Here is a 25029-nt window from a genome sequence, read left to right as displayed (position 1 = left end):
GTCCGGTGACACGCACCGACGCGCCACGCTGTCGGCGCCCCGTGAGAGCATGTGCGGGTGCCCGGCTCCTGGTTTCCGCTCGTGGAAGTGGGGGCGGTGCGGGAGTTCGTCGGAGAGTCGGTGCTGCAGCGGGCGCGGTCGTACGCGCGCGACGCCGTGGCCGACCTGGCCTGGAAGTCCGGAACGCTCGAGGCCGAGGTCGCGGGAACGTCGAGCCGTCCGTACCGCTGCTGGGTGACGCTCGTGCCGTCGGCCGGGCCGGGATCGAGCTATCGCCCGACTGCGAGCGGATGCACCTGCCCGGTCGGCGCGAGGTGCAAACACGTGGCGGCGGCCTTGCTGGCGAGCCGCGAGCGTCACGGTCATCCTGCGACGAAGCCCGCCGGCGATCGCGCCGGATGGCGCTCTGCCGTGCTCGCGCTGACCTCCGACACCGACGCCGCCCGCGAGTTCACCCCTCTCGCCCTGATCGTCGAGGTGCGCGAACGGGTGCGACGTCGTTCGCAGGGGCGTTGGTCGCGCACGACCGACACGTTCCAGTCCGCCACACGGGCGTCGGATCGGCTGGAGCTCACCGCCCGGGTCGGTGCTCCGGGCAAACGGGCCTGGGTGAACGCGCAGGTCGGCTGGGGAAGCCTCAACTACCGCACCTACGAGTTCGGCTACGACCCGGTTCAGCTGCGTTGGTTCGTCGAGTTCGAGACGCTCGCCCGCGCAGCTCCCGGCCGCTACTTCACGGGCGACGGCACGCGGATGACGCTCGGCGAGTTCGCCAGCCCCCTGCTGTGGAGATTGCTGGCTGATGCACCGACCCGCGGCATCCGCATCGTCTCCGGCGACAAGAACGGCACGGTCGCGGTCGCCGGGGGCGCCGAGTTCGAGCTGGCCGCCGGCACCAGGGATGACGGCGCGATGACCCTGCGGCCGCGGATCGTCGTCGACGGTGCCCAGGTGGATGCGACAGCCGTGCATCCGATCGGCGATCACGGCATCGCGGTGGTCACCTGGCAGACAGGCGCGACCCCGTCGGGCACGGAGCCGGGACCGGCGGTCATCCTCGCGGCGACCGCGACCCCGCTGACGCCCGAGCTGCTTGCGCTGGCTCGCGGCGAGGTCATCGACGTGCCCGCCGAGGAGGTAGCTGAGTTCACGCGCGACGCATATCCGGCGCTCGCGAGGACAGTCGGCGTGCGTCCGGAGGACCCGTCGACGCGACTCCCCGAGCTCGCGCCGCCGACGCTCGTGCTCACGGTCGAGTTCAAACGCAAGCAGACGATCGCGCTGAAGTGGGCGTGGGAGTACGCGACGGGCGGCAGCGCTCGGTCGTTCCCCGCGGCAGAACGCGTGAACGACCGGCGGCGGGATGAACGTGCCGAACGTGCCATCGCCGAGGAGCTGCTCGCGCGGGTTCCGCTGGCCGACGCGCGCCCACCCGAGGACGGCGGGGTCGGCGACGCACACGTCGCGACCGCTCCCGTCCCGACGAGTCCGACGCCGGCGGGAGCACTCGCCGATCGAGTGCTGACCGGCATCGACGCCGCCGAGTGGGCCGCGAAGGTGCTGCCCGAGATCGAAGCGCTCGACACGCTGGGGGCCGAGGGGCACGCGGCGGGAGGCATCCGGGTCGACGTCGTCGGTGAGCGCGTCGACTACACGGAGTTGACAGAGACGCCGGAGCTCACCGTCACGACCGTGCCGACCGACCAGCGCGACTGGTTCGACCTCGGCGTGCTCGTGACGGTCGCAGGCCGCACGATCCCGTTCATGCCGCTCTTCACCGCGCTCGCCACCGGCCGCCAGAAGCTGCTCCTCGTCGACCACAGCTACCTTTCGCTGAAGCAGCCCGTGTTCGACCGCCTCAAGGAGCTGCTCGCCGAGTCGGAGGCCCTCGCGGAGTGGGAGACCGGGCCGCGGATCAGCCGATACCAGGCATCCCTCTGGTCCGACTTCGAGGATCTCGCCGACGTGTCGCGCCCGGCCGTCGAGTGGCGCGAGAGCGTCGAGGGTCTGTTTGCGCTGACGACGGATGTCCCCGCCCTCGTGCACCAGGCGCCGCTGCCGACCGGCCTCGCCGCCGAGCTCAGGCACTATCAGCGTGAGGGATACGACTGGCTCGTGTTCCTCTGGGAACACGGCCTCGGGGGTGTGCTCGCCGACGACATGGGACTCGGCAAGACCCTCCAGACCCTCGCGCTGATCGCCCATACGCGTGAGATCGCCACGGGTGGGGCATCCCTGCTCCATCGCGCGTTCCTCGTGGTCGTGCCGTCGTCGGTGGTGGCGACCTGGGTCGGTGAGGCGGCGAGGTTCACGCCGGGACTGCGCGTGGCATCCGTCACCGCGACGCGGCGCAAGCGCGGCACGACGCTCGCCGACGCGGTCGAGGGCGCCGACATCGTCATCACCACATACGCGGTCTTCCGGCTCGACAACGCCGACTTCGCCGCGCTGCGGTGGAGCGGGCTCGTGCTCGACGAAGCGCAGTTCGTGAAAAACCACGCCTCGCAGGCGCACCGGCTCGCGCGCGACCTGAACGCGCCGTTCAAGCTCGCCGTCACCGGTACTCCCCTGGAGAACAACCTGCACGAGCTCTGGGCGATGTTCTCGATCGTGGCACCCGGCCTGTTCCCGTCTCGTCGGATGTTCACCGAGGAGTACGTGAAGCCGATCGCGGCGGCCCAATCCCCGGTTCACGGCACGGATGCCGCATACGGTGCAGGCCGCCTCGCACGCCTGCGCCGTCGCATCCGCCCGCTCATGCTGCGTCGCACGAAGGACCTCGTCGCGCCGGAGCTGCCGCCGAAGCAGGAGCAGGTGCTGCGCATCGACCTCGACCCGAAGCATCGGCGCATCTACGACACCTGGCTGCAGCGCGAGCGGCAGAAGGTGCTCGGCCTGCTCGCCGATCTCGACCGGCAGCGCTTCATCGTCTATCGTTCGATCACGCTGCTGCGCATGCTCGCGCTGGATGTCGCACTCATCGACCCTGACGCGGGAGACGTGCCCTCCGCCAAACTCGATGCCCTGATCGAACGGCTCGGCGACCTTGTCGCGGAGGGACATCGTGCGCTGGTGTTCAGCCAGTTCACGTCGTATCTGCACCGGGTCGAAGAGCGGCTCGACGGTGCAGGCATCGCCTACGCATACCTGGACGGGTCGACGCGACGGCGTGCGGATGTCATCCGCGGGTTCCGCGAGGGCGATGAGCCCGTCTTCCTGATCAGCCTCAAGGCCGGCGGGTTCGGGCTCACGCTCACCGAGGCGGACTATGTCTTCCTGCTCGACCCGTGGTGGAACCCGGCGGCCGAGATGCAGGCGATCGACCGCGCCCACCGCATCGGACAGTCGAAACAGGTGATCGTGTACCGCATGGTCGCCAGCGACACGATCGAGGAGAAGGTGGTGCGGCTCGCCCAGCAGAAGGCGGAGCTCTTCGATGCCGTCTTCGACGACGACGGCGCGTTCTCCTCGACGCTGTCGGCAGACGACATCCGCGCGCTGCTGGCGTAGTTCGGGTCATCCTTGACCTCCGTGACGGCTGCTCGTACATTTAACGCATTCGTTAAATGAGTGGAGATGGGTGTGGCCGGCACGGATCAACTCAGCGCCGTCTTCGCGGCGCTCGCGGACCCGACTCGGCGGGCCATCCTCGCCGACCTCGCGGAGCGCGACGCCACGGTGACCGAACTCACGGAGCCCCTCCCCATGTCGATGCCCGCTGTGTCGCGTCACCTCAAGGTGCTGGAGAGGGCCACGCTGATCTCGCGTACGCGATCGGGCAAGTGGCGAGCCAGCCACCTCGAAGCGGCACCTCTGCGCGAGGCCGCCGACTGGATCGAGCGCTACCGCAGGTTCTGGGACTCGTCACTCACCCGCCTCGACGCACACCTCGCCGCCGTGCAGGCCGAGGCAGACCACAAGGAGCCCTGATGCAGACAGAAACTCCGCAGCTCGACATCTCGCGGGTCGTCGACGCGCCGCGAGACCTCGTCTATCGGGCGTTCACCGATCCGGAGCATTTCGCCGCCTGGTGGGGTCCGGTCGGCAATTCGCTGCCGCGTGACGAGATGGACTTCGACGTGCGCTCGGGCGGTCACCAGCGATGGACCGAGCTCTCCGCGGCCGATCCCGGCGTCCGTGTGCACGTGAGCCTGGACCTCACGGATGTCACGCCTGGCGAACTCCTCGACGGTCTGATGCACGTCGCCGGCCGACTCCCCGACGGCATCGCGCCGTTCGAGACGAGGGTGCGGATCGAGTTCCACGACGAGGCGGACGGGCGAACGCGTCTCGAGATCCGCCAGTGGCTCCCGGCGCACCAGGCGAGCAATGCCCTGCAGGGGTGGCGTGAATCGTTGGGCAAGCTGGACGCCGCGCTGATGGCGACCCCGGGCGCGCCATCCGGAACCGAGCCGTCCGGAACCGAGCCATCCACCACGGGGGTGCGGTGAGATGTCCAAGCTCATCTACGTGACGAACGTCTCGCTCGACGGCTACATCGAGGACGAACAGGGGTCCTTCAACCTCTTCCCGCCGGACGACGAGGTGTTCGCGGCTCACACCGAGGGCATCCGCTCGGCCGGCACGCTCCTCTACGGACGACGCCTCTACGAGACGATGGCCCCCTGGGAGACCGATGCCGCCCTAGCCGCGCAATCCGAGCTCATGGCAGAGTTCGCGGCAGCCTGGCAGGCGGCGGACAAGATCGTCTTCTCCACGACTCTGACTCAGCCATCCACAGCCAGGACTCGGATCGAACGACACTTCGACGCCGGCCTGGTACGGGAGCTGAAGGCCGCGGGCACGAGTGACCTCACCGTCGGCGGCGCGAATCTGGCAGCACAGGCGATCGCGCACGGGCTGGTCGACGAGTGTCGGCTGTTCGTCTGGCCGAGCATCCTCGGCGGGGGTAAGCCGGCTCTGCCGAGCGGATCGCGTGTCGACCTCGAGCTGCTCGACGAGCACAGGTTTGCGAACGGCGTCGTGCGTCTGCGGTATCGCCTGCCGGCATGACTCGGCGGGTTCCGGCTTTCCGCCTCACGACACGACGACGGCAAATTCAGTTAGAGGCTTGATAGTTAGATCTCTAACTGTTAGAGTCTTGACTATGAACGAACCGGAGCTCGAAGGTGCCAGCGGCCTCCAGCTGCTGCGCTGGATCGGCTGGGCGCAGCGCAAGGCCGCAGACGACTGGATCCGCGAACGCGGAATCAGCTTCGAGCAGGGCTTCGTGCTGGGCTACCTGGCGCAGGAGCCCGGTGCGATCCAACGCGACATCGCGCGGATGACCCGCACGAGCGCCGCGAGCGTGTCGAGCATGCTGCAAGGGCTCGAGCGCCGCGGACTCGTGGAGCGCCGCACGGAGGCCGGCGACGAGCGCAGCAAACGTGTCTACGCGACATCGGAGGGCGCAGAGCTGATCGCCGGATTCGAAGAAGCGATGGTCGCAGCGGATGAGACGATCCTCGCGCCGCTGAGCAAGGCCGAGCGAGCCGAGCTCGATCGCATGCTGAAGAAGATCACCGCGGAGCTGCCGCCGCCCAGCCGCGACTAGCTCCCACCCCGAACCACCAACTCACACCGCCGGCCCCGTCGGCGTCATCCGTCGCGCCCGGGCAACCCCGGCTCCGCTCCGCACCGCCCACTGCAGTACCGCACGGCGGCGCCCCGCCATGCCCTCGAAGGGAGCAATCATGAGCACCACCACTGAAGACATTCCCCAGAACTCCACCGCGGCGGGCACCAACCGCTGGTACCTGTCAGCCGCGCCGATCGTGCGCGCGCTCGTTCACCTCTGCGTGCCGATGGCCGCCGCGATGGTCGTCGGCGCCGTCTACAACGTCATCAATGCCGGATTCATCGGCTCGCTGCACGACTCCGCACTGCTCGCCGCCATCACCTTCGGCACCCCGTTGCTCGGCCTGGTCATGGCGGTCGGCGGCGTGTTCGGCGTCGGTGGAAGCGCCCTGATCTCCCGGCTGCTCGGCTCGTCCGAGCACGACGCGTCGCAGGCCGGTGAGATCAAGCACGTCTCGTCGTTCTCGCTCTGGGGCGCCGTGATCGCAGGGGCAGTCCTCGGCGCCATCGGTCTCCTGTTCCTCAATCCCCTCGTCGCGGTGCTCGGAGCGGATGCCGCAGCCACGTCGGCGACGACGGCCTACGTCGCCGTGATGCTCGCTTTTGTCCCCGTGCTTGCCGCCGCCTTCTGTCTGGAGCAGCTTGTGAGGGCCGAGGGTGCTGCGCGCCAGTCGATGATCGGGCTCATCGCGTCGACGGTCGCGAACCTGGTGTTCGATGTGCTGTTCATCCTGGTGCTGCACTGGGGCGTCGCCGGCGCGGCGCTCGCGCTCGGCCTGTCGAACCTGGTCGCCGTCGCCTACTACGCGTGGTGGCTGCAGACGCACAGCGAGCACGTCAGCCTTGCGCCGCGCTGGTTCACCCTGCGTGCGAGCATCCTGAAGCCCGTCTTCGGGGTGGGCTCGGGCGAGCTGGTGCAGTCCGCCTTTCTGATCGTGACGAGCCTCGTGCTCAACAACCTCGCCGCCGCATACGGTGACGGGCCGCTGGCGGCAATGGGTGTCGCTGTGCGTATCGCCCAGGTTCCCGAGTTCCTGATCATGGGCGTCACCATCGGTGTGCTCCCCCTGCTCGCCTATTCGTTCGGAAAGGGAGACGGCACGCGGCTCTGGTCGGCGATGAGTACCTCAGCGGTTGCGGTCGGCGGGATCGCCCTGGTCTTCTCGGTCGTCGTCTTCGCCTTCCGCGACCAGGTCTTCTCGATCTTCTCCTCGGACCAGTCCCTGCTCGCGATCGGCGTGACCATCCTCACCGCGCAGCTCGTCGCCATGATCGGCAACGGGTTCACCGGGCTCATCACGTCTCTCTTCCAGGCGACCGGGCGTGCAACAGCTGTGGTCGTGATGTCGATGGCGCAGGGAATCCTGTTCATCCCGATCGTCATCCTCGGCAACCTCTGGTTCGGACTGCCCGGCATCATCTGGTCCCTGACCGTCACCGAGCTCATCGTGCTCGTCATCGGTGTCGCGACGTGGCTGGTGTCCCGTCGGGCGATCGCGCGAGGTCTTGCGCAGGGCAGTGAGGAGCGTGCAGACCAGACGCTCGAGCAGGCCGAGGCCTGACATCCGAAAGTCGCGACCGAGGCTGTCGATCTCACCGAGAGGTGCGCGTCGGTATGAATGAGCCCCAATCCGGGCCCGATCGACAGGTTCGATCGCGACAGAAGAGACGAGGATGACCTCATGGCCGAATATCTGCTCCTGATCAACACCGCCGAAGCGGTCTACGCCCAGCCCGACCTGGACATGGGCGCTGATCACGACGCGTTCCGTGCGCGGCACGCCGACGTGATCCTCGGCGGAGCCGGACTGTTCCCCTCCGACACCGCCACCACAGTCCGCACCAACGAGTCGGGCGACGTCGTCGTCACCGACGGCCTGTTCGCCGAGAGCAAGGAGGTCATGGGGGGCTACTACCTCATCGACGTTCCGGACCTCGACGAGGCGATCGCCATCGCCAAGGACGTGCCGTTCTACGGCGGGGGCATCGAGATCCGTCCCGTCATGGTGCGGAACTGACCGTGGCCGCCGGCACGAACACCAGCTCGGAGGTGGCAGCGGCAGTCGCCGACGCTCACCGTCGCGAGTGGGCGTTCGTGCTGGCGGCGACGGTGCGCGTCACCCGCGACCTCGACGACGCTGAGGAAGCGGTGCAGGATGCCTACGCCCGCGCCCTCGAGACGTGGCCGATCCGGGGCATCCCGGCCAACACCGGTGCGTGGCTGACCACCGCGGCGAAGCGTCGAGCGCTCGATCTGCTGCGCAGAGCGGATGTCTCGCGCCGAGCCCTCCCGAAGCTCGCGGGAGCCGATCCCGGACTCGTCGACGAGAACGGACCGGTTGCGGATGACCGACTCCGACTTATCTTCACGTGCTGCCACCCTGCCCTGGCGTTCGAGTCGAGGGTCGCACTCACCCTCAGGATGGTCTGCGGCCTCAGCACCACCGAGGTGGCGCGCGCCTTCCTCGTCTCCGAGCCGACGATGGCAGCGCGGATCACCCGGGCGAAGCGCAAGATCGCTGCTGCGGGCATCCCGTACGCTGTGCCGGCTGCGGCGGACATCCGCGAGCGCGTCACCGGAGTGATCGACGTCGTGCACCTGGTCTACACGACCGGCCACACGGCTCCGGAGGGTGCGACGCTGTCCCGACGCGAGCTGACCGAGCGCGGTATCGAGCTCGCCGAGCTGCTGCGACTGCTGCTGCCCGACGACCGCGATGTTGCCGGGCTGCTCGCGCTGATCTACCTCACCGAGGCTCGGCGTGCGGCGCGAACCGACGCCGACGGCGACGAGGTGATGCTCGAATACCAGGACCGATCGCGCTGGGATCGCACCTACATCGACAAGGGGCTCGGGCTTCTGGCGACCGCGGTGGACGGCGCGGCGCCATCGCGGTTGACCCTGCTTGCGGCGATCGGCGCCGTGCACGACTGCAGCCCTACGTGGGAGCAGACCGACTGGCGGCGCATCGCGCTGCTCTACGACACGCTGCTCGCGGTGTGGCCGTCGCCCGTCGTCGAGCTCAACAGGGCGATCGCGATCGGCTTCGCGGATGGCCCGCAACACGGCCTCGATCTGCTGGACGCACTCGCGGCGGAGCCGACCCTCGTGCGGTATCCGTATCTGCAGGCTGCGCGCGGCGGAATGCTGACCCGGCTCGGACGAGGTGACGATGCTGTGCAGGCATATGACGAGGCAATAGCGCTGTGCGGCAACGATCGTGAGCGAGAGCAGCTGCGTCTACAACGCGACGCGGCACACCGATTCCCCACATTAGGGTGACTTCCAGATAACGGACCGATAACATGGTCTGCATTGTGCCGCCGACCCGCGTCACAAACCCGCCCCCGAAACGTCTCTGCCCCTGAGCACCTGCCCCCGGAAAGCCTCTGTGTCGAATCCGCCGTCCGAACTGCGCCCGCTAGAGGGCTCGGCCGCGACGACGAATGCGGATGAGCCGCAGGCCTTCCTCAGCCGCAGAGAGCGTCGGGCGTACGAAGAGGCGCAGCGGCTCGCTAACGAGGCCGCTTCGGGTGCTTCCGGCGCGAAGCAGGCACGTGCCCTCGAGGCGACGCAGGGTGCGACCACCGATGTGAGGGCGACGGATGCCAGGCTCGACGAGCCTCGTCGGTCATCCCACGGCTCCCGGTCCCACCGAGTGCAGGCGATCGAGGCTGCTCCCCAGACCGGTCGAGTTCGGCTGCAGCCCCAGGATCTGACCGCCGCTCCGCAGGTCGCGCCGCGCACATCGACTCCCCCACGGCGGGTCGTTGCGCCGGTCGCCGCTCCCGCGGAGAAGCGTCGCCGGTTCTCGCCCGCGAAGCTCATTGCGAAGCTCGGCATCATGGTCACCGCGATCGGACTGGTCGCGACCACGGCGGTTCCCGCCTACGCGCGGCTCGACGTGCCGACCGTCGTCGACATCGCGGCCGGGCGAACGCAGACGCTCGCGGTCGGCACGGTGGCCGACGGCACCGTTGCGCGCGACGACTACGGGGCGCACACCCAGTCAGCGGCGCTCGACTCGACGCTCGGAACCGTCGTCGCGCCCGAGGTTCAGGCGCTCGCGCAGCAGCTCATGACCGCCGTGGCGCAGGGTCGGCTGGTGGGGAGCACGCCGGACCATATCCCCGAGATCCGCTACCTCGCCGAGGGCCAGGTGGTGCCGGATTGCGGCATCGACTATCGCGTGCTGCAGACCATCGCGTTCGCGCTCACCAAGTTCAACTCCGTCGGCATCAGCGACATCAACCGGCTCTGCACCGGACAGATCGAGGGCGCCGGTGTCTACTCGCCCCACTACACGAACGGCGGGGGCCACGCCGTCGACTTCTACCTGCTCGACGGGCACTCGCTGAGCGGTGGCGACCCGTACTCGTTGCAGCTCATCCAGGATCTGGATGCCGTCGTACCCACCGACTCCACCGTCGGCCAGCAGGAGTGTCGCTCGACCATGTCGTTCGCGCACTTCCAGCAGATCGATGACACGTGCAACCACGTGCACATCGACTTCGGCAACGCAGAGGGCACCAGCCTCCTAGGCGGCTGACGCGCGCTTTCGCCTCCTTCCCCGTGCGTTGAGGAGCGAGAGCCGGAGGCCGCGTCTCGAAACCCCGCCCAGTACGACGCCTGCCAGGTTTCGAGACGCGCCGCTGCGGTGCTCCTCAACCAGCGGGGCGAGATGCTTCGTCGTCGCCATCCGCTCCCGGCCCCGGCTTCTCGTTTCGATTGCAGAAAACGCGGTTCGTCTCTTCGGGAACAGCGTTATTTGCACTTGAAACGGCGTCTGGGGTGTGAAGGGGCGGGACGGGCGAGGACGGTGTGACCGGTTTCGAGACGCTCCGCTGCGCGGTGCTCCTCAACCAGCGGGACGTGAGAGTGCCTGGGCCAGGACACCGTTTCAAAGTCACACAATGCGAATCGCGAGGCCGAGGTTCGCGTTATTTGACTTCCAAACGGGTTGCGACTGCGACTGCGACGGCGACTGCGATCGCGACGGCGCGTGACCCCCACGTCCGCCGCGAGTCTTGCGGAATAGTTCTTAACGATATATCGTTGACGTGTCTTAGATAGTCCAACGATAGGAGTTCTCATGCGAGACGACTACTTCCCCGGTGACGCGCATCGTCGCCATCACGCATATCAAGATCGCGCCGAGAGGTGCGGTCGCGGCCAGGGGCCGCACCGGTTCCACCACGATGACGCCCGCGGTGCCGAGCACCACGGTGCAGGCAACGGCGGACCCCACGAACACCCCGAAGGCGGCCACGGGCCTGGGCCCCGCGAGCAGGGCGGCTACGGCTACCCGGGTGGCTACGGTCGCCGCGGGTTCGGCCCGTCGTTCGACCCGCGCGGCTTCGACCCAGCGGCATTCGCCCCGTTCGGACCTCGCGGTCGCAAGCGTGCGTCGCGCGGAGACATCCGGGCGGCCATCCTGAGCCTGCTCGCCGACGGTCCGAAGAACGGCTACGCGCTCATCAAGGCGATCGCCGAGAAGACCGACGGCCTCTGGAAGCCGAGCCCCGGCTCGGTGTACCCGACGCTGCAGCAGCTCGTCGACGAAGAGCTCGTCGAGGCGACCGGTGACGGCCGCCGCACCGACTACGAACTCAGCGAGGCGGGCAAGGCCTACATCGCCGAGCACCAGTCGGAGCTCGACGCCGCCTGGCAGGCCACCCCCGGTCGCACGGAGACGGATGCCGCGCTGCACGAATCCATCGGCAAGCTGATGGGCGTCGTGCACCAGTTCCGCTTCGCAGCCAACGAGGAGCAGCGCAAGCAGGCCGCCGAGAAGATCGACGAACTGCGTAAGGCGCTCTACCTGATCCTGGCCGAGTGACCCGGGATGGCGGAGTGAATGAACGGATGCCCGGGCAGCAGTTTTCCGGGCGCTGATGCCCCGACCGCGGATTCCCCGGCCGGGGCATCGCCGTCAGCTCAGGATGTCGCCGTCGACGTAGAACCAGCGGCCGCCCTCACGGCGGAAACGGCTGCGCTCGTGCAGCACACCGCCGTCCCGATCACGGCCCAGCCGCGGCAACACCCGCCAATAGGCGCGGAACTCCACCTCACCCGAATCGTCGTCAGCGCCTCCGCGCGTGGTGTCGAGGATGTCCAGCCGTCGCCACTGCAGCTCGGCGTCGAGCTCCAGCTCCGCCGGCCGCGTCGACGGGTGCCACGTGTTCAGCAGGTAGGCGGCATCCCCGACGGCGAAGGCCGTGTAGCGCGAACGCATCAGGCGTTCGGGCGTAGGGGCGACATCCTCACCACGCAGCAGGGGCGCGCAGCACTCCTCGAACGGCCGGCCGCTGAGGCACGGACATCCATCGCCCGGCCGCACACCGCTGTGGCGCTCGGGACCAGCGCTCACTCCTTCTCGCGCAGCCAGTGCGACCGGCGGAACGTGCGACCCCACCACGCCGTGAGCCCCTCGCCCTGATACTGGGTGGGGTCGGCGGACAGCACGGCGCTGCCGTCCGGCTCGGGCAGCGACGGAACCTCCGACTCCTCGAACGACGTCGTCACTCCGGCCGTCGTGATGGTCGTGACGTGGTCGGCATCCACGAAGCGCACGCCGTGCGCGGTCTGAACGACGAGCCCGTCGAAGAGGTCGAGCGAGGCTTCCTGCAGCACGTGCTCGACGGTTCCGATGCGCTCGCCGTCTTTCGTGGTCACGACCGCTCCCTTCTGGAGTGCGCCGTAGGCGATGGGCTCGGGTGCTGTGGGATGTGCCACTGCGGCTCCTTCTGCTCGGATGCGTGAGACGTGGGATGCGCGCCGGTTCGGATGCGTGCGACGCAGCGAGCATACGCCGCGTCGGTAACACAGGTTCATGGCGATGCAGGGGATTCGGCCTACCGCGCGCACCATGGACCGGTGACAGCAACACCAGCCTTCCCTTCCCGCGGCGTGCTCGACGACGAGCAGCTGGGCTTCGCCACCGCGCAGATCCACGCCGGAACCGAGCCGGATGCCGCCTTCGGGTCGCGCATCCCGCCCATCTATGTGAGCGCCGGCTTCGTCTTCGACGACTTCGAGCACGCACGTGACCGCTTCGCCGGTGACGACGACGGATACACCTACTCCCGCGTCGGCAACCCGACGACGTCGTCGGTCGAACGACGCCTCGCCGCGCTCGAGGGTGCTGCGGAGGCGATCGTCGTCGCCAGCGGACAGGCCGCGCTGTCTGTGGCATTCCTGGGCATCCTGCAGGCCGGCGACCACGTCGTCTCGGCCAGCAGCATCTACGAGGGCAGCCGGGGCCTGATCCGCGACAACCTCGGCCGTCTCGGCATCGAGGTCGACTTCGTGACCGACGCGGAGGACCCGGATGCCTGGCGCCGCGCCCTGCGCCCCACGACGAAGGCGATCTTCGGAGAGCCCATCCCGAACCCGAAGAACGACCTGCTCGACCTCGAGGCCGTGGCGGCGGTTGCGCACGAGGCAGGCATCCCGTTCATCGTCGACAACACGCTCGGCACCCCTTACCTGCTCCGGCCGATCGAGTTCGGCGCGGACATCGTGGTTCACTCGGCGAGCAAGTTCCTCTCCGGACACGGCGCGGCGCTCGGCGGTGCGATCGTGGATGCCGGCCGCTTCGACTGGGGCGCCCGTCCTGAGGCGTTCCCGCACCTGAACTCGCCGCAGCGGGCGCTCGGCGGCAAGAGCTACGTCGAGGCCTTCGGACGCGCGGCCTACGCGGTGTACGCGCGCGAGGTCGTCGCATCGCGGTTCGGTCCGACGCTGTCGCCGTTCAACGCCTTCCTGCTGCAGCAGGGCCTCGAGACGCTGTCGCTGCGCGTGGCCGCGCACTCCGCCAATGCGCTCGCCGTCGCCGCATGGCTGCAGGTGCAGTCAGAGGTCGTGTCGGTGGACTACTCGGGATTGGCATCCAGTCCCTATCACGAGCTCGCGGGCAAGTACCTGCCGCGCGGGCAGGGCAGCGTGTTCTCGTTCACCCTCGTCGGCGGCGAAGACGAGGCACGTGCCTTCTACGACGCCCTGCGACTGTTCAGCCGGATGACCCACCTCGGCGACGTGCGGTCGCTGGTGCTGCATCCCGCGTCCACAACCCACGCGTTGCTCACCGAAGACGAGCGGCTGGCCGCCGGCATCGGCCAGGGCCTCCTGCGCCTCTCGATCGGCATCGAGGATGCCGACGACCTGATCAAGGATCTCGCGAGAGGACTCGAGGCCGTGCGGGAGCTGCGCGACGAGAGGCTCGCCCTCGCCGCGAGCTGAGGGTCGAGGACGGCTGTGGACGGGTGCGTCTCTCGTGGGTTGAGGAGCACGCCGAAGGCGAGCGTCTCGAAACCCGCTCGTCGTCAGCCGCTGGGTTTCGAGACGTGCACGGCTTTGCCGTGAGTTCCTCAACCATCGGTACAGACATCAGCAGCCCAGAAGGGAACACCCCATGACACGACAGCAGCACTTCGGCTGGTTCTTCTCGCGCGGCTTCGGCCCGCAGGCGTGGGGTCGCCCCGACTGGCGATGGGGGTACGACTGGACAAAGCCCGACCTCTATCAGCACTCCGTGCGCGAGCTCGAGCAGGCCGGCCTCGACCTGGTCATCATGGAAGACGCCATCTCGATCGGCACGCCCGAGACCCTCGACCTGCGCGTGCGCTCCGCCTACGGCGGCCCCAAGCACGACCCTCTGCTGCTCGCGCCCTACCTCTTCCAGGCCACGAGCCGCATCGGCATCGTTCCGACCATCAACGCCGGCGCTACGCCGCCCTACCTCGCCGCGCGCCAGGCCGCGACCCTACAGCACCTCAGCGACGGCCGGTTCGGCATCAACGTCGTCACCGACGTGAAGTCCGCACGGCACTTCGGGCTCGAGGAGCTCTCGCATGACGCCGCGTACGACCGCGCTCAGGAGTGGCTCGACGTCGTGCGCGAGCTCTGGCACAGCTGGGACGACGGCGCCTACATCGCGGATGCCGCCACCGGACGTTTTGCGGACGGGTCGCGCATCCGTGCGACGAGCCACGATGGCGAGTACTTCAAGGTCGCTGGGCCGTTGAACGCGATCCCGTTCGGCTCATCGACCGGACCCGGCCTGTCGGAAACCTTCGGCACGAACAACGGCGACCCCGCGATCGTCTCCCCAGGCGGATCGGGGCGCGGGCTGGGATTCGCGGGCGCGAACTCCGACGTGCAGCTCGCGCTCGCCCCGCTGAACGTCGACGCCGTGCGGGCATACCGCGCGAAGGTCGTGGAGGCCGCCGAGGCGGCCGGGCGGCGGGCATCCGACATCAAAACGCTCTTCGTCTTCAAGCCGGAGATCGTCGCGAGCGAAGACGAGGCGCGGCGGGTGGTCGAAGCGTCGCGTCACCCATCGGACGACGAGCTCCGCGCAGTGCTGCTCGGCCAGTCGAGCGACTCCGAGACCGACCTCACGGGGCTCGACCTCGACGAGCCGCTCGACCCATCGGTGTTCGGTCCGCACGTGTCGCGCGGCACGATCAACGGGCTGCTCGGAGGCGCGCCGAGCTTCGACGCCCAGCCGCTGCGCGATCTGCTCGCGAAGAAGGCGCGCAAGGGTGCCGTCGAAGATCGCACGGGGTTCGTCGGAACGGCGGGACAGCTCGCGGACTTCATCGAGGAGCTGGGTGAGGATGCCGGCAACGACGGCTTCATCTTCTCCGGCGACCTGCACCCCGTGACCGTGCACCGCATACTCGACGACCTGGTGCCGGAGCTGCGGCGCCGTGGAATCCTGCGCACGTCGTACGCCCCTGGCGGCCTGCGGGCGAACCTCACCGACTTCTAGGCCAGTCCGCGGTGGACGCGCGCCTGCGGCGTGCTCCTCACCCCGCGGACGCGGTGGTTGCGCGCTTGGGGTGCTCCTCGACCCGCGGTGGGTGCGCTTCAGTGCTCGCCGGCGAGGGCGGCCAGCGCCGCGCGGTTCGTGTCGTAGAACGTCTCATCGTCGAGGATGCCGAGCTGGCGCATCCTGTCGACGAGCGGCGGGCGCGCGCGGCTGAACCCGAGGGTGACGTTGCGGTCGTGCAGCCACTTCCTGAGGGAGTCGAAGCTCTCGGCGGCGGTCACGTCGACATCGGTCACGGACTCCAGGTCGAGCACGACATGCGTCACCTGCGGGTCATCCCCGGCAATCACCGCACGCTTCACCGCGTCTGCGAACACCGTGCCGTTCGCGAAGAACAGCGGTGCCGCCAGGCGGATCACGACGACGCCCGGCGCGGTCTCTTCGCCGCTCGGGGCGGTGTCCAGCAGCGAGTGCTGCGGGTTGTCGTCGGCGGCGAGAACATCGATCGCGGGCTTCGAGGCACGACTCACCAGGTTGATGAGGGCGAGCACGAACGAGACGACGATGCCGGGGATCGCGCCGATGAACAGTGTCGAGAGAAAGCAGACGGCCCCGATCACGAACTCGAACTTGTCCTGTCTCCAGAGCTGAACGAAGTCGCGGATGCCCAGGAGAGGCAGAACCGCGACGGCGACGATCGCCCCGATCGCCGGCGAGGGGACCTCCTCGAGCAGCGCGGTGCCGAACAGCACGAGCAAGAGGGTGGCGACAGCTGCGACCAGCGACGGCAGTTGGGTTCGCGACCCCGCCTGATCCATCGCGGCCGTTCGCGACGTGGATGACCCCACCACGAATCCGCCGGTGGCGCCCGCTGCGATGTTGGCGACGCCGAACGCGAAGAGGTCCTGGTTCGGTTCGGTGCTGTAGCCGCGCTTCTCGCCGTAGCTCCGCGCGACGAGGAGACCCTCCGCCATGGTGACCAGCAGAAGCGCGATCGCCGACGGCACGAGGTTCATCCACTGGGTCCACGACAGCACGGGCCAGGTCAGCTGCGGTGGTCCGGCCTCGACCTTGCCGAGAACGGCCACGCCTGCGTCATCCAGGTTCGTCACGACGGTGACGAGCGTGGCGAGCACGAGCACGATGAGCGCCCAGGGAACGATGCGCGCGATGCGCCTGCCGACCATGAGAATGACGACGGCGACTGCCGCGATCAGCACGGACCACCAGTTGAGCGTGCCGAGGTTGCCGAACAGCTGCCCGACCTTGTCGACGAACTCGGCGCCGGAGTCGATCTTGACGCCCAGCATCTTCGCGATCTGGCTGATCAGGATGTCGAAGGCCAGTCCTCCGACGAAGCCGACCAGGATCGGCTTCGACAAGAAGTTCGCCAGGAACCCCAGTCTGAACACCGCGGTCAGCAGGAACAGCACGCCGCAGATGATCGCCTGCGCGAGGGCCATCGTGATGTAGCCCTGGCTGCCGGCCGCCGCGAGGCCGCCGATGGATGACGCCACGAGAGCGGCTGCAGCGGCATCCGGCGACGCCACGAGCTGTCGCGACGATACCGTCAGGGCGTAGATCGCCGCAGGCACGATGAGGGCATAGAGCCCGGCGGTCGGTGGAAGGCCGGCGATCTGCGCGTATCCGATGTTGAGCGGCACGGCGATCGCCACCAGGGTGACGCCGGCGAGCAGCTCGCGTACGAGGTTGCGGGGGGTGAGCCCGGTAAGGGGTCGCACGATGCGCATCGGTTCGCTCCTCGTCGTTCGCACAGCCCGGCGGAACGGATGACGCAGGCCCGTCATCCAGGCCGACCGGCGTCCTCGCGAGTCCCATTGTGTCCCATGCCTGGTCATCCGTGGCGGGGCGCCCCGCGACACCGCACCGCGTGGCCACACCGCGTCCCCGCGTCCCGGGCGCCCACCGCCCGTCACTCGGCAAGCCTGGACCCGGGTAGGGTTCACGTGTGCCAGAGCCCGAACCGCACGTCGACGTGCTGCGCCCACTGCCCGTGACGCGTCGCGGCTATCTCGTGGGTGGCCTGTTCGTCGCCGCGATCGGCGTGTTCCTCGTCGTGGTCGGAATTGTGCTGCGCTTCGAATCGACGCTCATCTGGCTCATGGCGGCGATCGGCGTCGTGCTCTTCGTCTACGGGCTGGTGGTCGCGGTGCGCGGACGAGCGCTCGCGGTCGAGCTGACCCCGGATGCCGCGGTCGTGCACGGACTGCTCGTCACGACGAGGGTGCCGCGGGCGAGCATCCAGAAGGTCACGAACCGGCCATCCCTCGAGTGGACGGATGCCGCAGGTCAGGCCCACAGCACTCGCATCACGGCGCTCAACTTGGGCAACCGCGCGGGCACCGCCCCGGCCGTCGTGAAGCATGTCGACGAGGAGTACCTGCGGCTCAAGGCCTGGGCGCGCGCCCGCTGAGGGCGGTCCGTTGGCTGGCCTCCGAGGCTCAATTGCGCCACGTGCGCTCTATCGCGCCAGCCGAAGTGGCGCAATAGCGCGCACATGGCGCGGATGCCGGACGGTGGCTGTCGGGGCGCTCTACGCCACCTCGGCCGCTGACTCCGGGGCCGGTTCGTGCCCGCGGGCGGACCACACGGCCCCGATACTCGCGCAGATGACAAGCCCCACGGCGATCGCGCCGACCCAGTCGAAGGTCTGCCCAAGAAGAACGAGTCCCGCGATCGCGGCGATCGCCGGCGCCAGGCTGGTCAGGATGGCGAACGTCGCGTGGTGCAGGTGTCGCAGCGCGAGCAGGTCCAAGCCGTACGGCATCGTGGAGGACAGCAGCGCGACGGCTGCCCCGAGCAGAAGCACCTCCGGGCGCAGCAGCACAGCCCCCGCCGAGGCGATACCGAAGGGAGCCGACGCCAACGCGCCGATCGCCATCGCGATAGCGAGGCCGTCGAGCCGGGCGAAGCGCCGTCCGGTCTGGCGCGACAACAGGATGTAGAACGCCCACGCGACACCGGCCCCTGCCGCCAGCAGCACTCCGACCGGGTCCAGCTGGCCGAAGCTGCCCTCGCCGAGCAGCGCGACTCCGAGCGCTGCGAGCCCCGCCCACAGCCAGGCGATCGCGCGCCGCGCGGCGACGACAGAGAGAACGAGCGGTCCGAGCACCTCGATCGTCACGGCGGCCCCGAGCGGGATGCGATCCAACGACAGGTAGAACAGCGCGTTCATCAGCGCCAACACGAGCCCGAACCCGATCACGGTCATCCACGCGGCGCCGCGAATGCCACGCAACCGGGGACGCGCGATCGGCAACAGGATGACCGCCGAGAACAACACCCGCAGAAAGACCATCCCGAGGGCGCCCACCTGCGGAAAGAGCAGCACCGCGATCGACGCCCCGACCTCCTGGCACATCATGCCGGCGACCACGAGCCCCGCGTACCGGGAGCCGCCAGCGGTCCGGGGATCTGTCACCGTTCGAACCTACTGCGCGCGGTGCGCTGTGCCGTCCTGTGCGCCGGTCCCGCCCGGCGTATCGCTGTTCGCTGGGCGGATGGTTGCGACCGGCGGCGACACAGCCCCGCCTATCTGGAGCGCGGCGCGATTCGGAGCCGTCGCTTCGCCCCATGGCGGGCGTCGATCGCGTGCGGCCTGTTTCGGCCGGATGCCGAAGTCTGCCCCCGTTCGAAGCCGACCACCCTTTCGAAGTCTGCCCCGTTCGAAGCCGACCACCCTTTCGAAGTCAAAAGATGCGAACCGAGCAGGGGACGTTCGCGTTATTTGACTTTGAAACGGCGCTGCGAGGGGCGCGACAGGTGTGCTGTGGCCGTTGCGCCCTCAGGCGTCTCCTCGCCAGAGTCGGGTGCCGCTCGGAGGCTCGCCCCGCAGCCGGGTCAGGGCGTCGACGAGGGGCTGCAGCGACGCAGTCTCCGCTCGGAAGCGATACACGCTGCGCGCGATCGTCACCGTGAGGATCCCCGTGCCCGCGCTGTCCAGAAGTTGGGCATCCACACCGCCGTCGAGCAACAGAAAGTCGGGTGCGTCGTGCGGGTCCCCCGTGGCGAACACCAGCCACTCCTCGGTGAGGCCCAGCTCGCCATCCACCCAGCGCCCCCCTCGCAGTGCGGATGACGGCACCTCCTCCACGACCAGGTACTGGTTGCGCGGCAGAACGTTGGCGACGTGTGCGCGCCGGATCGGCTCGGTCATGCTCGTCCCATGAGCGTCATGGGCGAAATCCTAGGACCGCGCGCTTCGAACCCAGCCGTCTACTCATCTGCGCAGCCACGGAATACACCCCTTGACACCCGAATAGGGGCGGTGGGAGCGTTGGCGAGGCTCCGCAGAGTGGCGGAACCGTGAGGAGTGAACATGAATCGGGAACCATCTCTTCCATCCGACCGTTCGGGGATGTCCCGCCGAACGGTGCTGACCGCCGGCGTCGGGGCCGTCGCCGGCATCGCGCTCGCGAGTGCGGGCGTCGTCGGAGCCGGTGTCGTGCCTGCCGCCTTCGCCACACCACCCTGGTGGGCCAAGCTGTCGTCGAGGCAGCAGGCCGGCCAACGGATCATCTTCTCGTATTCAGGCGCCGTCCCGCCGCAATCCCTCTTGGATGCCATCGCAGCCGGCACCGTCGGCGGCGTGATCTTCTTCGGCGAGAACATCCTGAGCCTCCCCCAGATCGCCGACGTCGTCTCGCAGCTGCGTGCTGCACAGGCATCCTCACCCGTCAAGGAACCGCTGCTCTTCATGACCGACCAGGAGGGCGGCCTCATCCGCAGGCTCCGCGGCCAGGAGCCCGTGCTCTCGGAGAAGCAGATCGGGCTCGCCGCCGACCCGGATGCCGCCGCCACGGCCGCCGGCGCCGGTGCCGCCGCTGCGCTCCGCAACGTCGGCATGAACCTCAACCTCGCTCCTGTGCTGGATGTCTTCCGCACGCCAGGCAACTTCGACGACCAGTTCCAGAGGTCGTACAGCTCGGATCCCGTGATCGCGGGCCGCCTCGGCGCGGACTTCGTGCGGGCGCAGCAGGGAGCCGGAGTCGCCGCGACCTCGAAGCACTTCCCCGGCCTCGGCGCGGCGACGGCCGCCGAGAACACCGATCTCGGACCGGTGACCCTTACACAGCCCCTTGCGGAGTTGCAGGCTGTTGACGAGTCGGCCTTCTCGCCGGCGATCGCGGCGGGCGTGCAACTCGTCATGACGTCGTGGGCGATCTATCCCGCGATCGACGCGACGTATCCGGCGGGCATCTCGTCCGCCATCGTCGAGGGCGAGCTGCGGGGACGTCTCGGGTTCAACGGTGTGACGATCACCGACGCGCTCGAAGCCGGCGCCCTGAACGCGTTCGGAGCCACCGGCAACCGCGCGCTGCTCTCCGCACAGGCCGGCATGGACCTGCTGCTGTGCTCGGCTCGCGACATGCAACAGGGCATGGATGCCCTCGACGCGATCACCGCGGCGGTGGACGACAAGACCCTGAACCCCGGCCACTTCAAGCAGTCGCTGAGCCGGGTGCAGTCCCTGCGCTCCAGCCTGTTCTGATCGACGGGGTGTCGCGCCTCCTGACCGCGGGTTGAGGAGCTCGCGGCGCAGCCGCGCGCGTCTCGAAACCGCACCACTCACCGTCGGTTGAGGAGCACCGCCTAGCGGCGCGTCTCGAAACCTGTAGTCCGCTCGGGCTGGGTTTCGAGACGCGCGCCTGTGGCGTGCTCCTCAACCCACGGTGACGCGTGCGCGTGTGTGGCGTGCGCTTCTAGCCCACGGTGAGGCCGATCGCGGCCGAAGCCGTATCAGTCGGTGCCGAGGTCGAAGGCGGCGGCCTCGTTGGCCTCGTTCAGCTCGGCGAGGTCGGTGGTCTCGTCATCCGATGCGTCTCCGGCGCTGATCTCGGCGGACTCGCCGCTGCCGAGATCGCCGACGAGCAGCGCCGTCGCGCCGCCGATGACACCGGAGGCCGAGTACTGCTCGAGCCTGGCGCGCGAGTCGGCGATGTCGAGGTTGCGCATCGTGAGCTGCCCGATGCGGTCCTCGGGCTCGAACGCGGCGTCTCCGACGCGCTCCATCGAGAGCTTGTCGGGGTGGTAGCTGAGGGCCGGGCCCGTGGTGTTCAGGATCGAGTAGTCGTCGCCGCGACGCAGCCGCAGTGTGACCTCGCCGGTGACGGCCGAACCGACCCAGCGCTGGATGCTCTCGCGCAGCATCAGGGACTGCGGGTCGAACCAGCGGCCCTCGTACATCAGGCGCCCGAGGCGGCGACCCTCGTTGTGGTAGTTCGCCACCGTGTCTTCGTTGTGGATCGCGTTCAGCAGTCGCTCGTAGGTGATGTGCAGCAGCGCCATGCCCGGAGCTTCGTAGATGCCGCGGCTCTTCGCCTCGATGATGCGGTTCTCGATCTGGTCGCTCATGCCGAGGCCATGGCGTCCACCGATCGTGTTCGCCTCCAGCACGAGCGCAACCGGGTCGTCGAACTCGACGCCGTTCAGCGCAACAGGACGGCCCGCCTCGAAACGCACCGTGACGTCTTCTGAGGTGATCTCGACGTCGTCGCGCCAGAACGGAACGCCCATGATCGGCTCGACGATGGTCATCCCCGTGTCGAGGTGCTCGAGCGTCTTCGCCTCGTGGGTGGCGCCCCAGATGTTGGCGTCGGTCGAGTACGCCTTCTCGACGGATGCCCGGTACGGCAGATCACGAGCCTGCAGCCACTCGCTCATCTCGGTGCGCCCGCCGAGCTCGGAGACGAAGTCGCGGTCGAGCCACGGCTTGTAGATGCGCAGCCGCGGGTTGGCCATCAGGCCGTAGCGGTAGAACCGCTCGATGTCGTTGCCCTTGTAGGTGGACCCGTCGCCCCAGATCTCCACACCGTCGTCGAGCATGGCGCGCACCAGCAGCGTTCCGGTCACAGCGCGGCCGAGCGGGGTGGTGTTGAAGTACGTCTTTCCGCCCGAGCGGATGTGGAAGGCGCCGCACTGCAGAGCGACGAGACCCTCCTCGACGAGCGGGAGCTTGCAGTCGACGAGTCGCGCGAGCTCGGCGCCGTATTGTGCAGCACGGCTGGGAACGGCATCCACATCGGGTTCATCCGGCTGACCGAGGTCGGCGGTGTAGGTGCAGGGCACCGCGCCCTTCTCGCGCATCCAGGCGACGGCGACGGAGGTGTCGAGACCTCCGGAGAAGGCGATGCCGACGCGTTCGCCGACGGGGAGGGATGCGAGCACCTTGGACATGCCTACAAGGATATGTGCCGCGCGTGCGCCCATTCGCCCTCGTTCGGTCCATGAGGACAGCCCGTTCGGTGCACTCGGTGGGGAGGGCGAGTGGGAGAGGCGCGGCCTATGCTCGGGGTATGACCAGGCTGGTGCTGACCGTCGTCGGAGACGATCGAGCGGGGCTCGTGCAGTCCGTCGCGGATGTCGTCAGCGAGCACGGCGGCAACTGGGAGACGAGCGAACTCGCCGAACTCGCGGGAGCCTTCGCCGGCATCGTGCTCGTCTCGGTTCCCGATCTGCGCCTGGACGAACTGACAAGGGCGCTGGAAAATCTCGACGGCCTGCTGCGCATCACCGTGCACGGCGGCGGCGCGGTGGTGGATGCCCGCCCGGGTACGCGCTTCACGTTCAGCGTGCTCGGCAACGACCGGCCGGGCATCGTTCGCGATGTGACGGGCATCCTGACCAGGCACGGCATCACGATCGACCTCTTCTCCAGCCAGACACGGGAGGCTCCGATGGCCGGCGGAACGCTCTTCGAGGCGACCGTGACGGCCAGGATTCCGGACGACACGGACGTGTCGCAGGCCATCGCCGACCTCGAACTGCTGGCCGGCGAGATCCAGGTCGACCTGAGTGTCGCCGAATAGCTCCGCTCGCTCGGCGGAAGCGTCTCGCCCCCGTCTCGTGTGCGCCAGCCCAAGCCTGCGATACTTGCGGCATGTCTGACGAGAAGGTGACCGGACCCGCCTCGTACTTTCCGTCCATCGAGAAGAAGTACGGACACCCCATCGACTATTGGATGGCCGAGCTCGACAAGGTCCCCGACCTGAAGCACATGGAGCAGGTCGCCTACCTGAAGGACAACTTCGGCATGGGACACGGCCACGCGAACGCGCTCGTCGGATGGCACAGGTCGCACCAGGCATCCTGAGCCCCTGCCGCCCTCCTTCCCGAGCGGAAGCCGTCCAACCCACAATTCGCTGACTGGCGAGTGGTCGAGTGGCGGGCTACACGTGGTGCCAGCGGCGCAGTTGCTCGGGATGGAGCCGGATCCACACCACGCTGACGAGGTGCGCCGAGAAGTCGATCGTGATGGCGGCGATCGCCTGGCCGCTCCGACGCAGCATCAGCCCCGCCTGCGCGTTGACGGCGTCTTCTTCCACGACGACATCCGGCTCGGTCGCGAGGCCGTGGATCAGGGCCATCAGCGCATCGTCGACGCCGCGGATCACCCTGAGCATCGGGAATGCATCGCCGCCATCGATCACCACGGCGACGTCGGGTGAGAGCAGCGTGCGGAGCCGCGCGGAGTCCCCGTCGACGGCCGCCGCACGAACCTCGTGCACGGCGCGGTGATGAAGTGGAGCGATGAGTCTCGATGTGGATGGCATGACGTCCTCCGCCCGGCGAGATCGATTCGCCGACCCCTCCAGCATGCGCGACCGCACGCGAACTTGGGGCTCGCTCACAGGAAACAGACGAGTCGTCCCGAGGATCAGAACTCTTCGCCGACGCCGATGACCGCGGATGCCGGCCCGACGATCAGCGGGTCGAGGTCGCCCACCAGCTCGTGGTCCTTGTTCTCGTAGTCGAAAAGGCTCAGTACGTGCCGCATGGCGCCGAGCCGTGCACGTTTCTTGTCGTTGGACTTCACGACGGTCCAGGGCGCGCGTCGCCGATCGGTGCGGGCGAACATGCGTTCCTTGGCGCTGGTGTAGGCATCCCACTTGTCGAGCGACGCGAGATCCATGGGCGAGAGCTTCCACTGTCGCACCGGGTCGATCTGGCGGATCGCGAACCGGGTGCGCTGCTCCGATCGGGTCACCGAGAACCAGAACTTCACCAGATCGATGCCGTCATCGACGAGCAGCCTCTCGAAGGCGGGCACCTGCTCGATGAAGCGGTCGTACTCTTCGTCGGTGCAGAAGCCCATCACGCGCTCGACGCCGGCGCGGTTGTACCAGGACCGGTCGAACATGACGATGTCGCCCGCCGCCGGAAGGTGCTCGACATAGCGCTGGAAGTACCACTGCGAACGCTCGCGCTCTGTCGGCTTCTCGAGTGCGACGACGCGAGCTCCGCGCGGGTTGAGGTGCTCGGTGAACCGCTTGATGGTGCCGCCCTTGCCGGCCGCATCGCGCCCCTCGAACACGATCACAAGGCGGCGATCGGTCGCCTTGATCCACTTCTGCAGCTTCAGCAGCTCGATCTGCAGCAGGTGCTTGTCGCGCTCGTAGAGTTCGCGGTCAAGGCGTGCGTCGTACGGGAAGTCCTCGCGCCAGGTGTCGATCGCGGCGCCGTCCGGCGAGAGCAGCACGGGGTCGTCGTCATCGTCGTCCAGAACGGTGAAACCAGGCGTCGCAAGCGTGTCCACGCGGTGAGGGTACGCAGGACGAAGTGAATCGCAGGTGAACGCGTCGACACGACCCTGCCCAGTCGTCGGTCGACCAGCCTGTTCACGGACCGTTCACGGCACGTTGCGACGGGATCAGCC

At 68.5% G+C, this 25029-nt stretch carries 24 protein-coding genes; 16 read left to right on the top strand and 8 right to left on the bottom strand.

The window, feature by feature from the left end:
* Positions 1 to 57: 57 nt before the first annotated feature.
* From ACYVDN_RS12710 to ACYVDN_RS12665, 10 genes are all read left to right on the top strand, one after another.
* On the top strand, positions 58 to 3510 hold the full coding sequence (locus ACYVDN_RS12710; protein WP_460571998.1) for a DEAD/DEAH box helicase: 3453 nt from the start codon (positions 58 to 60) through the stop codon (positions 3508 to 3510).
* A 72-nt stretch (positions 3511 to 3582) separates the two neighbouring features.
* Complete coding sequence (locus ACYVDN_RS12705; RefSeq protein WP_460571996.1) at positions 3583 to 3930, top strand: ArsR/SmtB family transcription factor; 348 nt, start codon at positions 3583 to 3585, stop codon at positions 3928 to 3930.
* On the top strand, positions 3930 to 4451 hold the full coding sequence (locus ACYVDN_RS12700; RefSeq protein ID WP_460571994.1) for an SRPBCC family protein: 522 nt from the start codon (positions 3930 to 3932) through the stop codon (positions 4449 to 4451). The genes ACYVDN_RS12705 and ACYVDN_RS12700 overlap by 1 nt, the downstream gene beginning before the upstream one ends.
* 1 nt (position 4452) lies before the next feature.
* Positions 4453 to 5013, top strand: a complete 561-nt coding sequence (locus tag ACYVDN_RS12695; protein ID WP_460571992.1) for a dihydrofolate reductase family protein — start codon at positions 4453 to 4455, stop codon at positions 5011 to 5013.
* Between the two features lie 94 nt (positions 5014 to 5107).
* Entirely contained in the window at positions 5108 to 5554 is a 447-nt protein-coding gene (locus tag ACYVDN_RS12690) for a MarR family winged helix-turn-helix transcriptional regulator (RefSeq protein ID WP_460571990.1), read from the top strand.
* Between the two features lie 139 nt (positions 5555 to 5693).
* Positions 5694 to 7139 (top strand): MATE family efflux transporter, encoded by a 1446-nt coding sequence (locus ACYVDN_RS12685; RefSeq protein ID WP_460571988.1) that lies wholly within the window; start codon positions 5694 to 5696, stop codon positions 7137 to 7139.
* Between the two features lie 120 nt (positions 7140 to 7259).
* Entirely contained in the window at positions 7260 to 7595 is a 336-nt protein-coding gene (locus ACYVDN_RS12680) for a YciI family protein (RefSeq protein ID WP_460571986.1), read from the top strand.
* A 2-nt stretch (positions 7596 to 7597) separates the two neighbouring features.
* Complete coding sequence (locus ACYVDN_RS12675; RefSeq protein ID WP_460571984.1) at positions 7598 to 8860, top strand: RNA polymerase sigma factor; 1263 nt, start codon at positions 7598 to 7600, stop codon at positions 8858 to 8860.
* A gap of 109 nt (positions 8861 to 8969) precedes the next feature.
* Positions 8970 to 10127: a hypothetical protein gene (locus ACYVDN_RS12670; RefSeq protein ID WP_460571982.1), complete on the top strand. Its 1158-nt coding sequence runs from the start codon at positions 8970 to 8972 to the stop codon at positions 10125 to 10127.
* 543 nt (positions 10128 to 10670) lie between these two features.
* A complete protein-coding gene (locus tag ACYVDN_RS12665; protein ID WP_460571980.1) occupies positions 10671 to 11417 on the top strand; it encodes a PadR family transcriptional regulator in 747 nt (248 codons plus the stop codon).
* A gap of 93 nt (positions 11418 to 11510) precedes the next feature.
* Here ACYVDN_RS12665 and ACYVDN_RS12660 read toward each other — a convergent pair whose 3' ends face one another.
* Both ACYVDN_RS12660 and ACYVDN_RS12655 read right to left on the bottom strand, forming a co-directional pair.
* The gene (locus ACYVDN_RS12660) at positions 11511 to 11948 is read right to left on the bottom strand and encodes a YchJ family protein (protein ID WP_460571978.1); all 438 of its coding nucleotides are present in this window, start codon (positions 11946 to 11948) and stop codon (positions 11511 to 11513) included.
* On the bottom strand, positions 11945 to 12313 hold the full coding sequence (locus tag ACYVDN_RS12655) for a hypothetical protein (RefSeq protein WP_460571976.1): 369 nt from the start codon (positions 12311 to 12313) through the stop codon (positions 11945 to 11947). The genes ACYVDN_RS12660 and ACYVDN_RS12655 overlap by 4 nt, the downstream gene beginning before the upstream one ends.
* Before the next feature lie 141 nt (positions 12314 to 12454).
* Between ACYVDN_RS12655 and ACYVDN_RS12650 the strand changes: the two genes are divergently transcribed.
* Positions 12455 to 13819: an O-acetylhomoserine aminocarboxypropyltransferase/cysteine synthase family protein gene (locus tag ACYVDN_RS12650; protein ID WP_460571974.1), complete on the top strand. Its 1365-nt coding sequence runs from the start codon at positions 12455 to 12457 to the stop codon at positions 13817 to 13819.
* 172 nt (positions 13820 to 13991) lie between these two features.
* Positions 13992 to 15353, top strand: a complete 1362-nt coding sequence (locus ACYVDN_RS12645) for an LLM class oxidoreductase (RefSeq protein ID WP_460571972.1) — start codon at positions 13992 to 13994, stop codon at positions 15351 to 15353.
* A gap of 98 nt (positions 15354 to 15451) precedes the next feature.
* Here the strand turns inward: ACYVDN_RS12645 and ACYVDN_RS12640 are convergent, their stop codons facing one another.
* On the bottom strand, positions 15452 to 17104 hold the full coding sequence (locus ACYVDN_RS12640) for a SulP family inorganic anion transporter (protein ID WP_460571970.1): 1653 nt from the start codon (positions 17102 to 17104) through the stop codon (positions 15452 to 15454).
* Between the two features lie 218 nt (positions 17105 to 17322).
* Between ACYVDN_RS12640 and ACYVDN_RS12635 the strand changes: the two genes are divergently transcribed.
* Positions 17323 to 17787, top strand: coding sequence for a hypothetical protein (locus ACYVDN_RS12635; protein WP_460571968.1), 465 nt, complete (start codon positions 17323 to 17325; stop codon positions 17785 to 17787).
* A gap of 120 nt (positions 17788 to 17907) precedes the next feature.
* Here ACYVDN_RS12635 and ACYVDN_RS12630 read toward each other — a convergent pair whose 3' ends face one another.
* Together ACYVDN_RS12630 and ACYVDN_RS12625 are read right to left on the bottom strand one after the other, a co-directional pair.
* Positions 17908 to 18738, bottom strand: a complete 831-nt coding sequence (locus tag ACYVDN_RS12630) for an EamA family transporter (protein ID WP_460572344.1) — start codon at positions 18736 to 18738, stop codon at positions 17908 to 17910.
* Between the two features lie 420 nt (positions 18739 to 19158).
* Positions 19159 to 19530 carry a hypothetical protein gene (locus tag ACYVDN_RS12625; RefSeq protein WP_460571966.1) on the bottom strand — a complete coding sequence of 124 codons (372 nt, stop codon included), beginning with the start codon at positions 19528 to 19530 and terminating at the stop codon, positions 19159 to 19161.
* A 201-nt stretch (positions 19531 to 19731) separates the two neighbouring features.
* Here ACYVDN_RS12625 and ACYVDN_RS12620 point away from each other — a divergent pair, with 201 nt between their 5' ends.
* Complete coding sequence (locus ACYVDN_RS12620) at positions 19732 to 20865, top strand: glycoside hydrolase family 3 N-terminal domain-containing protein (RefSeq protein WP_460571964.1); 1134 nt, start codon at positions 19732 to 19734, stop codon at positions 20863 to 20865.
* Between the two features lie 248 nt (positions 20866 to 21113).
* Here the strand turns inward: ACYVDN_RS12620 and argG are convergent, their stop codons facing one another.
* Positions 21114 to 22550, bottom strand: coding sequence for an argininosuccinate synthase (argG, locus tag ACYVDN_RS12615; protein ID WP_460571962.1), 1437 nt, complete (start codon positions 22548 to 22550; stop codon positions 21114 to 21116).
* Positions 22551 to 22669: 119 nt separating this feature from the next.
* Here argG and ACYVDN_RS12610 point away from each other — a divergent pair, with 119 nt between their 5' ends.
* On the top strand, positions 22670 to 23182 hold the full coding sequence (locus ACYVDN_RS12610; protein ID WP_460571960.1) for a glycine cleavage system transcriptional repressor: 513 nt from the start codon (positions 22670 to 22672) through the stop codon (positions 23180 to 23182).
* Positions 23183 to 23253: 71 nt separating this feature from the next.
* Positions 23254 to 23466 (top strand): DUF4287 domain-containing protein, encoded by a 213-nt coding sequence (locus ACYVDN_RS12605; protein ID WP_460571958.1) that lies wholly within the window; start codon positions 23254 to 23256, stop codon positions 23464 to 23466.
* A 76-nt stretch (positions 23467 to 23542) separates the two neighbouring features.
* Here ACYVDN_RS12605 and ACYVDN_RS12600 read toward each other — a convergent pair whose 3' ends face one another.
* Together ACYVDN_RS12600 and ppk2 are read right to left on the bottom strand one after the other, a co-directional pair.
* On the bottom strand, positions 23543 to 23926 hold the full coding sequence (locus tag ACYVDN_RS12600) for a sigma-70 family RNA polymerase sigma factor family protein (protein ID WP_460571956.1): 384 nt from the start codon (positions 23924 to 23926) through the stop codon (positions 23543 to 23545).
* Between the two features lie 104 nt (positions 23927 to 24030).
* Positions 24031 to 24909 (bottom strand): polyphosphate kinase 2 family protein, encoded by an 879-nt coding sequence (gene ppk2, locus ACYVDN_RS12595; RefSeq protein ID WP_460571954.1) that lies wholly within the window; start codon positions 24907 to 24909, stop codon positions 24031 to 24033.
* Positions 24910 to 25029 lie beyond the last annotated feature (120 nt).

This window comes from Humibacter soli, from assembly GCF_054779035.1.
Note: the sequence above shows the minus strand (reverse complement) of the source record. Positions and strands in the feature narration are given on the sequence as shown.

Coding starts and splice junctions, on each gene's coding strand:
- ACYVDN_RS12645 (WP_460571972.1), top strand. CDS start 13,992: ATGACACGACAGCAGCACTTCGGCTGGTTCTTCTCGCGCGGCTTCGGC.
- ACYVDN_RS12600 (WP_460571956.1), bottom strand. CDS start 23,926: ATGCCATCCACATCGAGACTCATCGCTCCACTTCATCACCGCGCCGTG.
- ACYVDN_RS12640 (WP_460571970.1), bottom strand. CDS start 17,104: ATGCGCATCGTGCGACCCCTTACCGGGCTCACCCCCCGCAACCTCGTA.
- ACYVDN_RS12605 (WP_460571958.1), top strand. CDS start 23,254: ATGTCTGACGAGAAGGTGACCGGACCCGCCTCGTACTTTCCGTCCATC.
- ACYVDN_RS12695 (WP_460571992.1), top strand. CDS start 4,453: ATGTCCAAGCTCATCTACGTGACGAACGTCTCGCTCGACGGCTACATC.
- ACYVDN_RS12665 (WP_460571980.1), top strand. CDS start 10,671: ATGCGAGACGACTACTTCCCCGGTGACGCGCATCGTCGCCATCACGCA.
- ACYVDN_RS12700 (WP_460571994.1), top strand. CDS start 3,930: ATGCAGACAGAAACTCCGCAGCTCGACATCTCGCGGGTCGTCGACGCG.
- ACYVDN_RS12620 (WP_460571964.1), top strand. CDS start 19,732: ATGTCCCGCCGAACGGTGCTGACCGCCGGCGTCGGGGCCGTCGCCGGC.
- argG (WP_460571962.1), bottom strand. CDS start 22,550: ATGTCCAAGGTGCTCGCATCCCTCCCCGTCGGCGAACGCGTCGGCATC.
- ACYVDN_RS12680 (WP_460571986.1), top strand. CDS start 7,260: ATGGCCGAATATCTGCTCCTGATCAACACCGCCGAAGCGGTCTACGCC.
- ACYVDN_RS12610 (WP_460571960.1), top strand. CDS start 22,670: ATGACCAGGCTGGTGCTGACCGTCGTCGGAGACGATCGAGCGGGGCTC.
- ACYVDN_RS12690 (WP_460571990.1), top strand. CDS start 5,108: ATGAACGAACCGGAGCTCGAAGGTGCCAGCGGCCTCCAGCTGCTGCGC.
- ACYVDN_RS12630 (WP_460572344.1), bottom strand. CDS start 18,738: ATGATGTGCCAGGAGGTCGGGGCGTCGATCGCGGTGCTGCTCTTTCCG.
- ACYVDN_RS12625 (WP_460571966.1), bottom strand. CDS start 19,530: ATGACCGAGCCGATCCGGCGCGCACACGTCGCCAACGTTCTGCCGCGC.
- ACYVDN_RS12685 (WP_460571988.1), top strand. CDS start 5,694: ATGAGCACCACCACTGAAGACATTCCCCAGAACTCCACCGCGGCGGGC.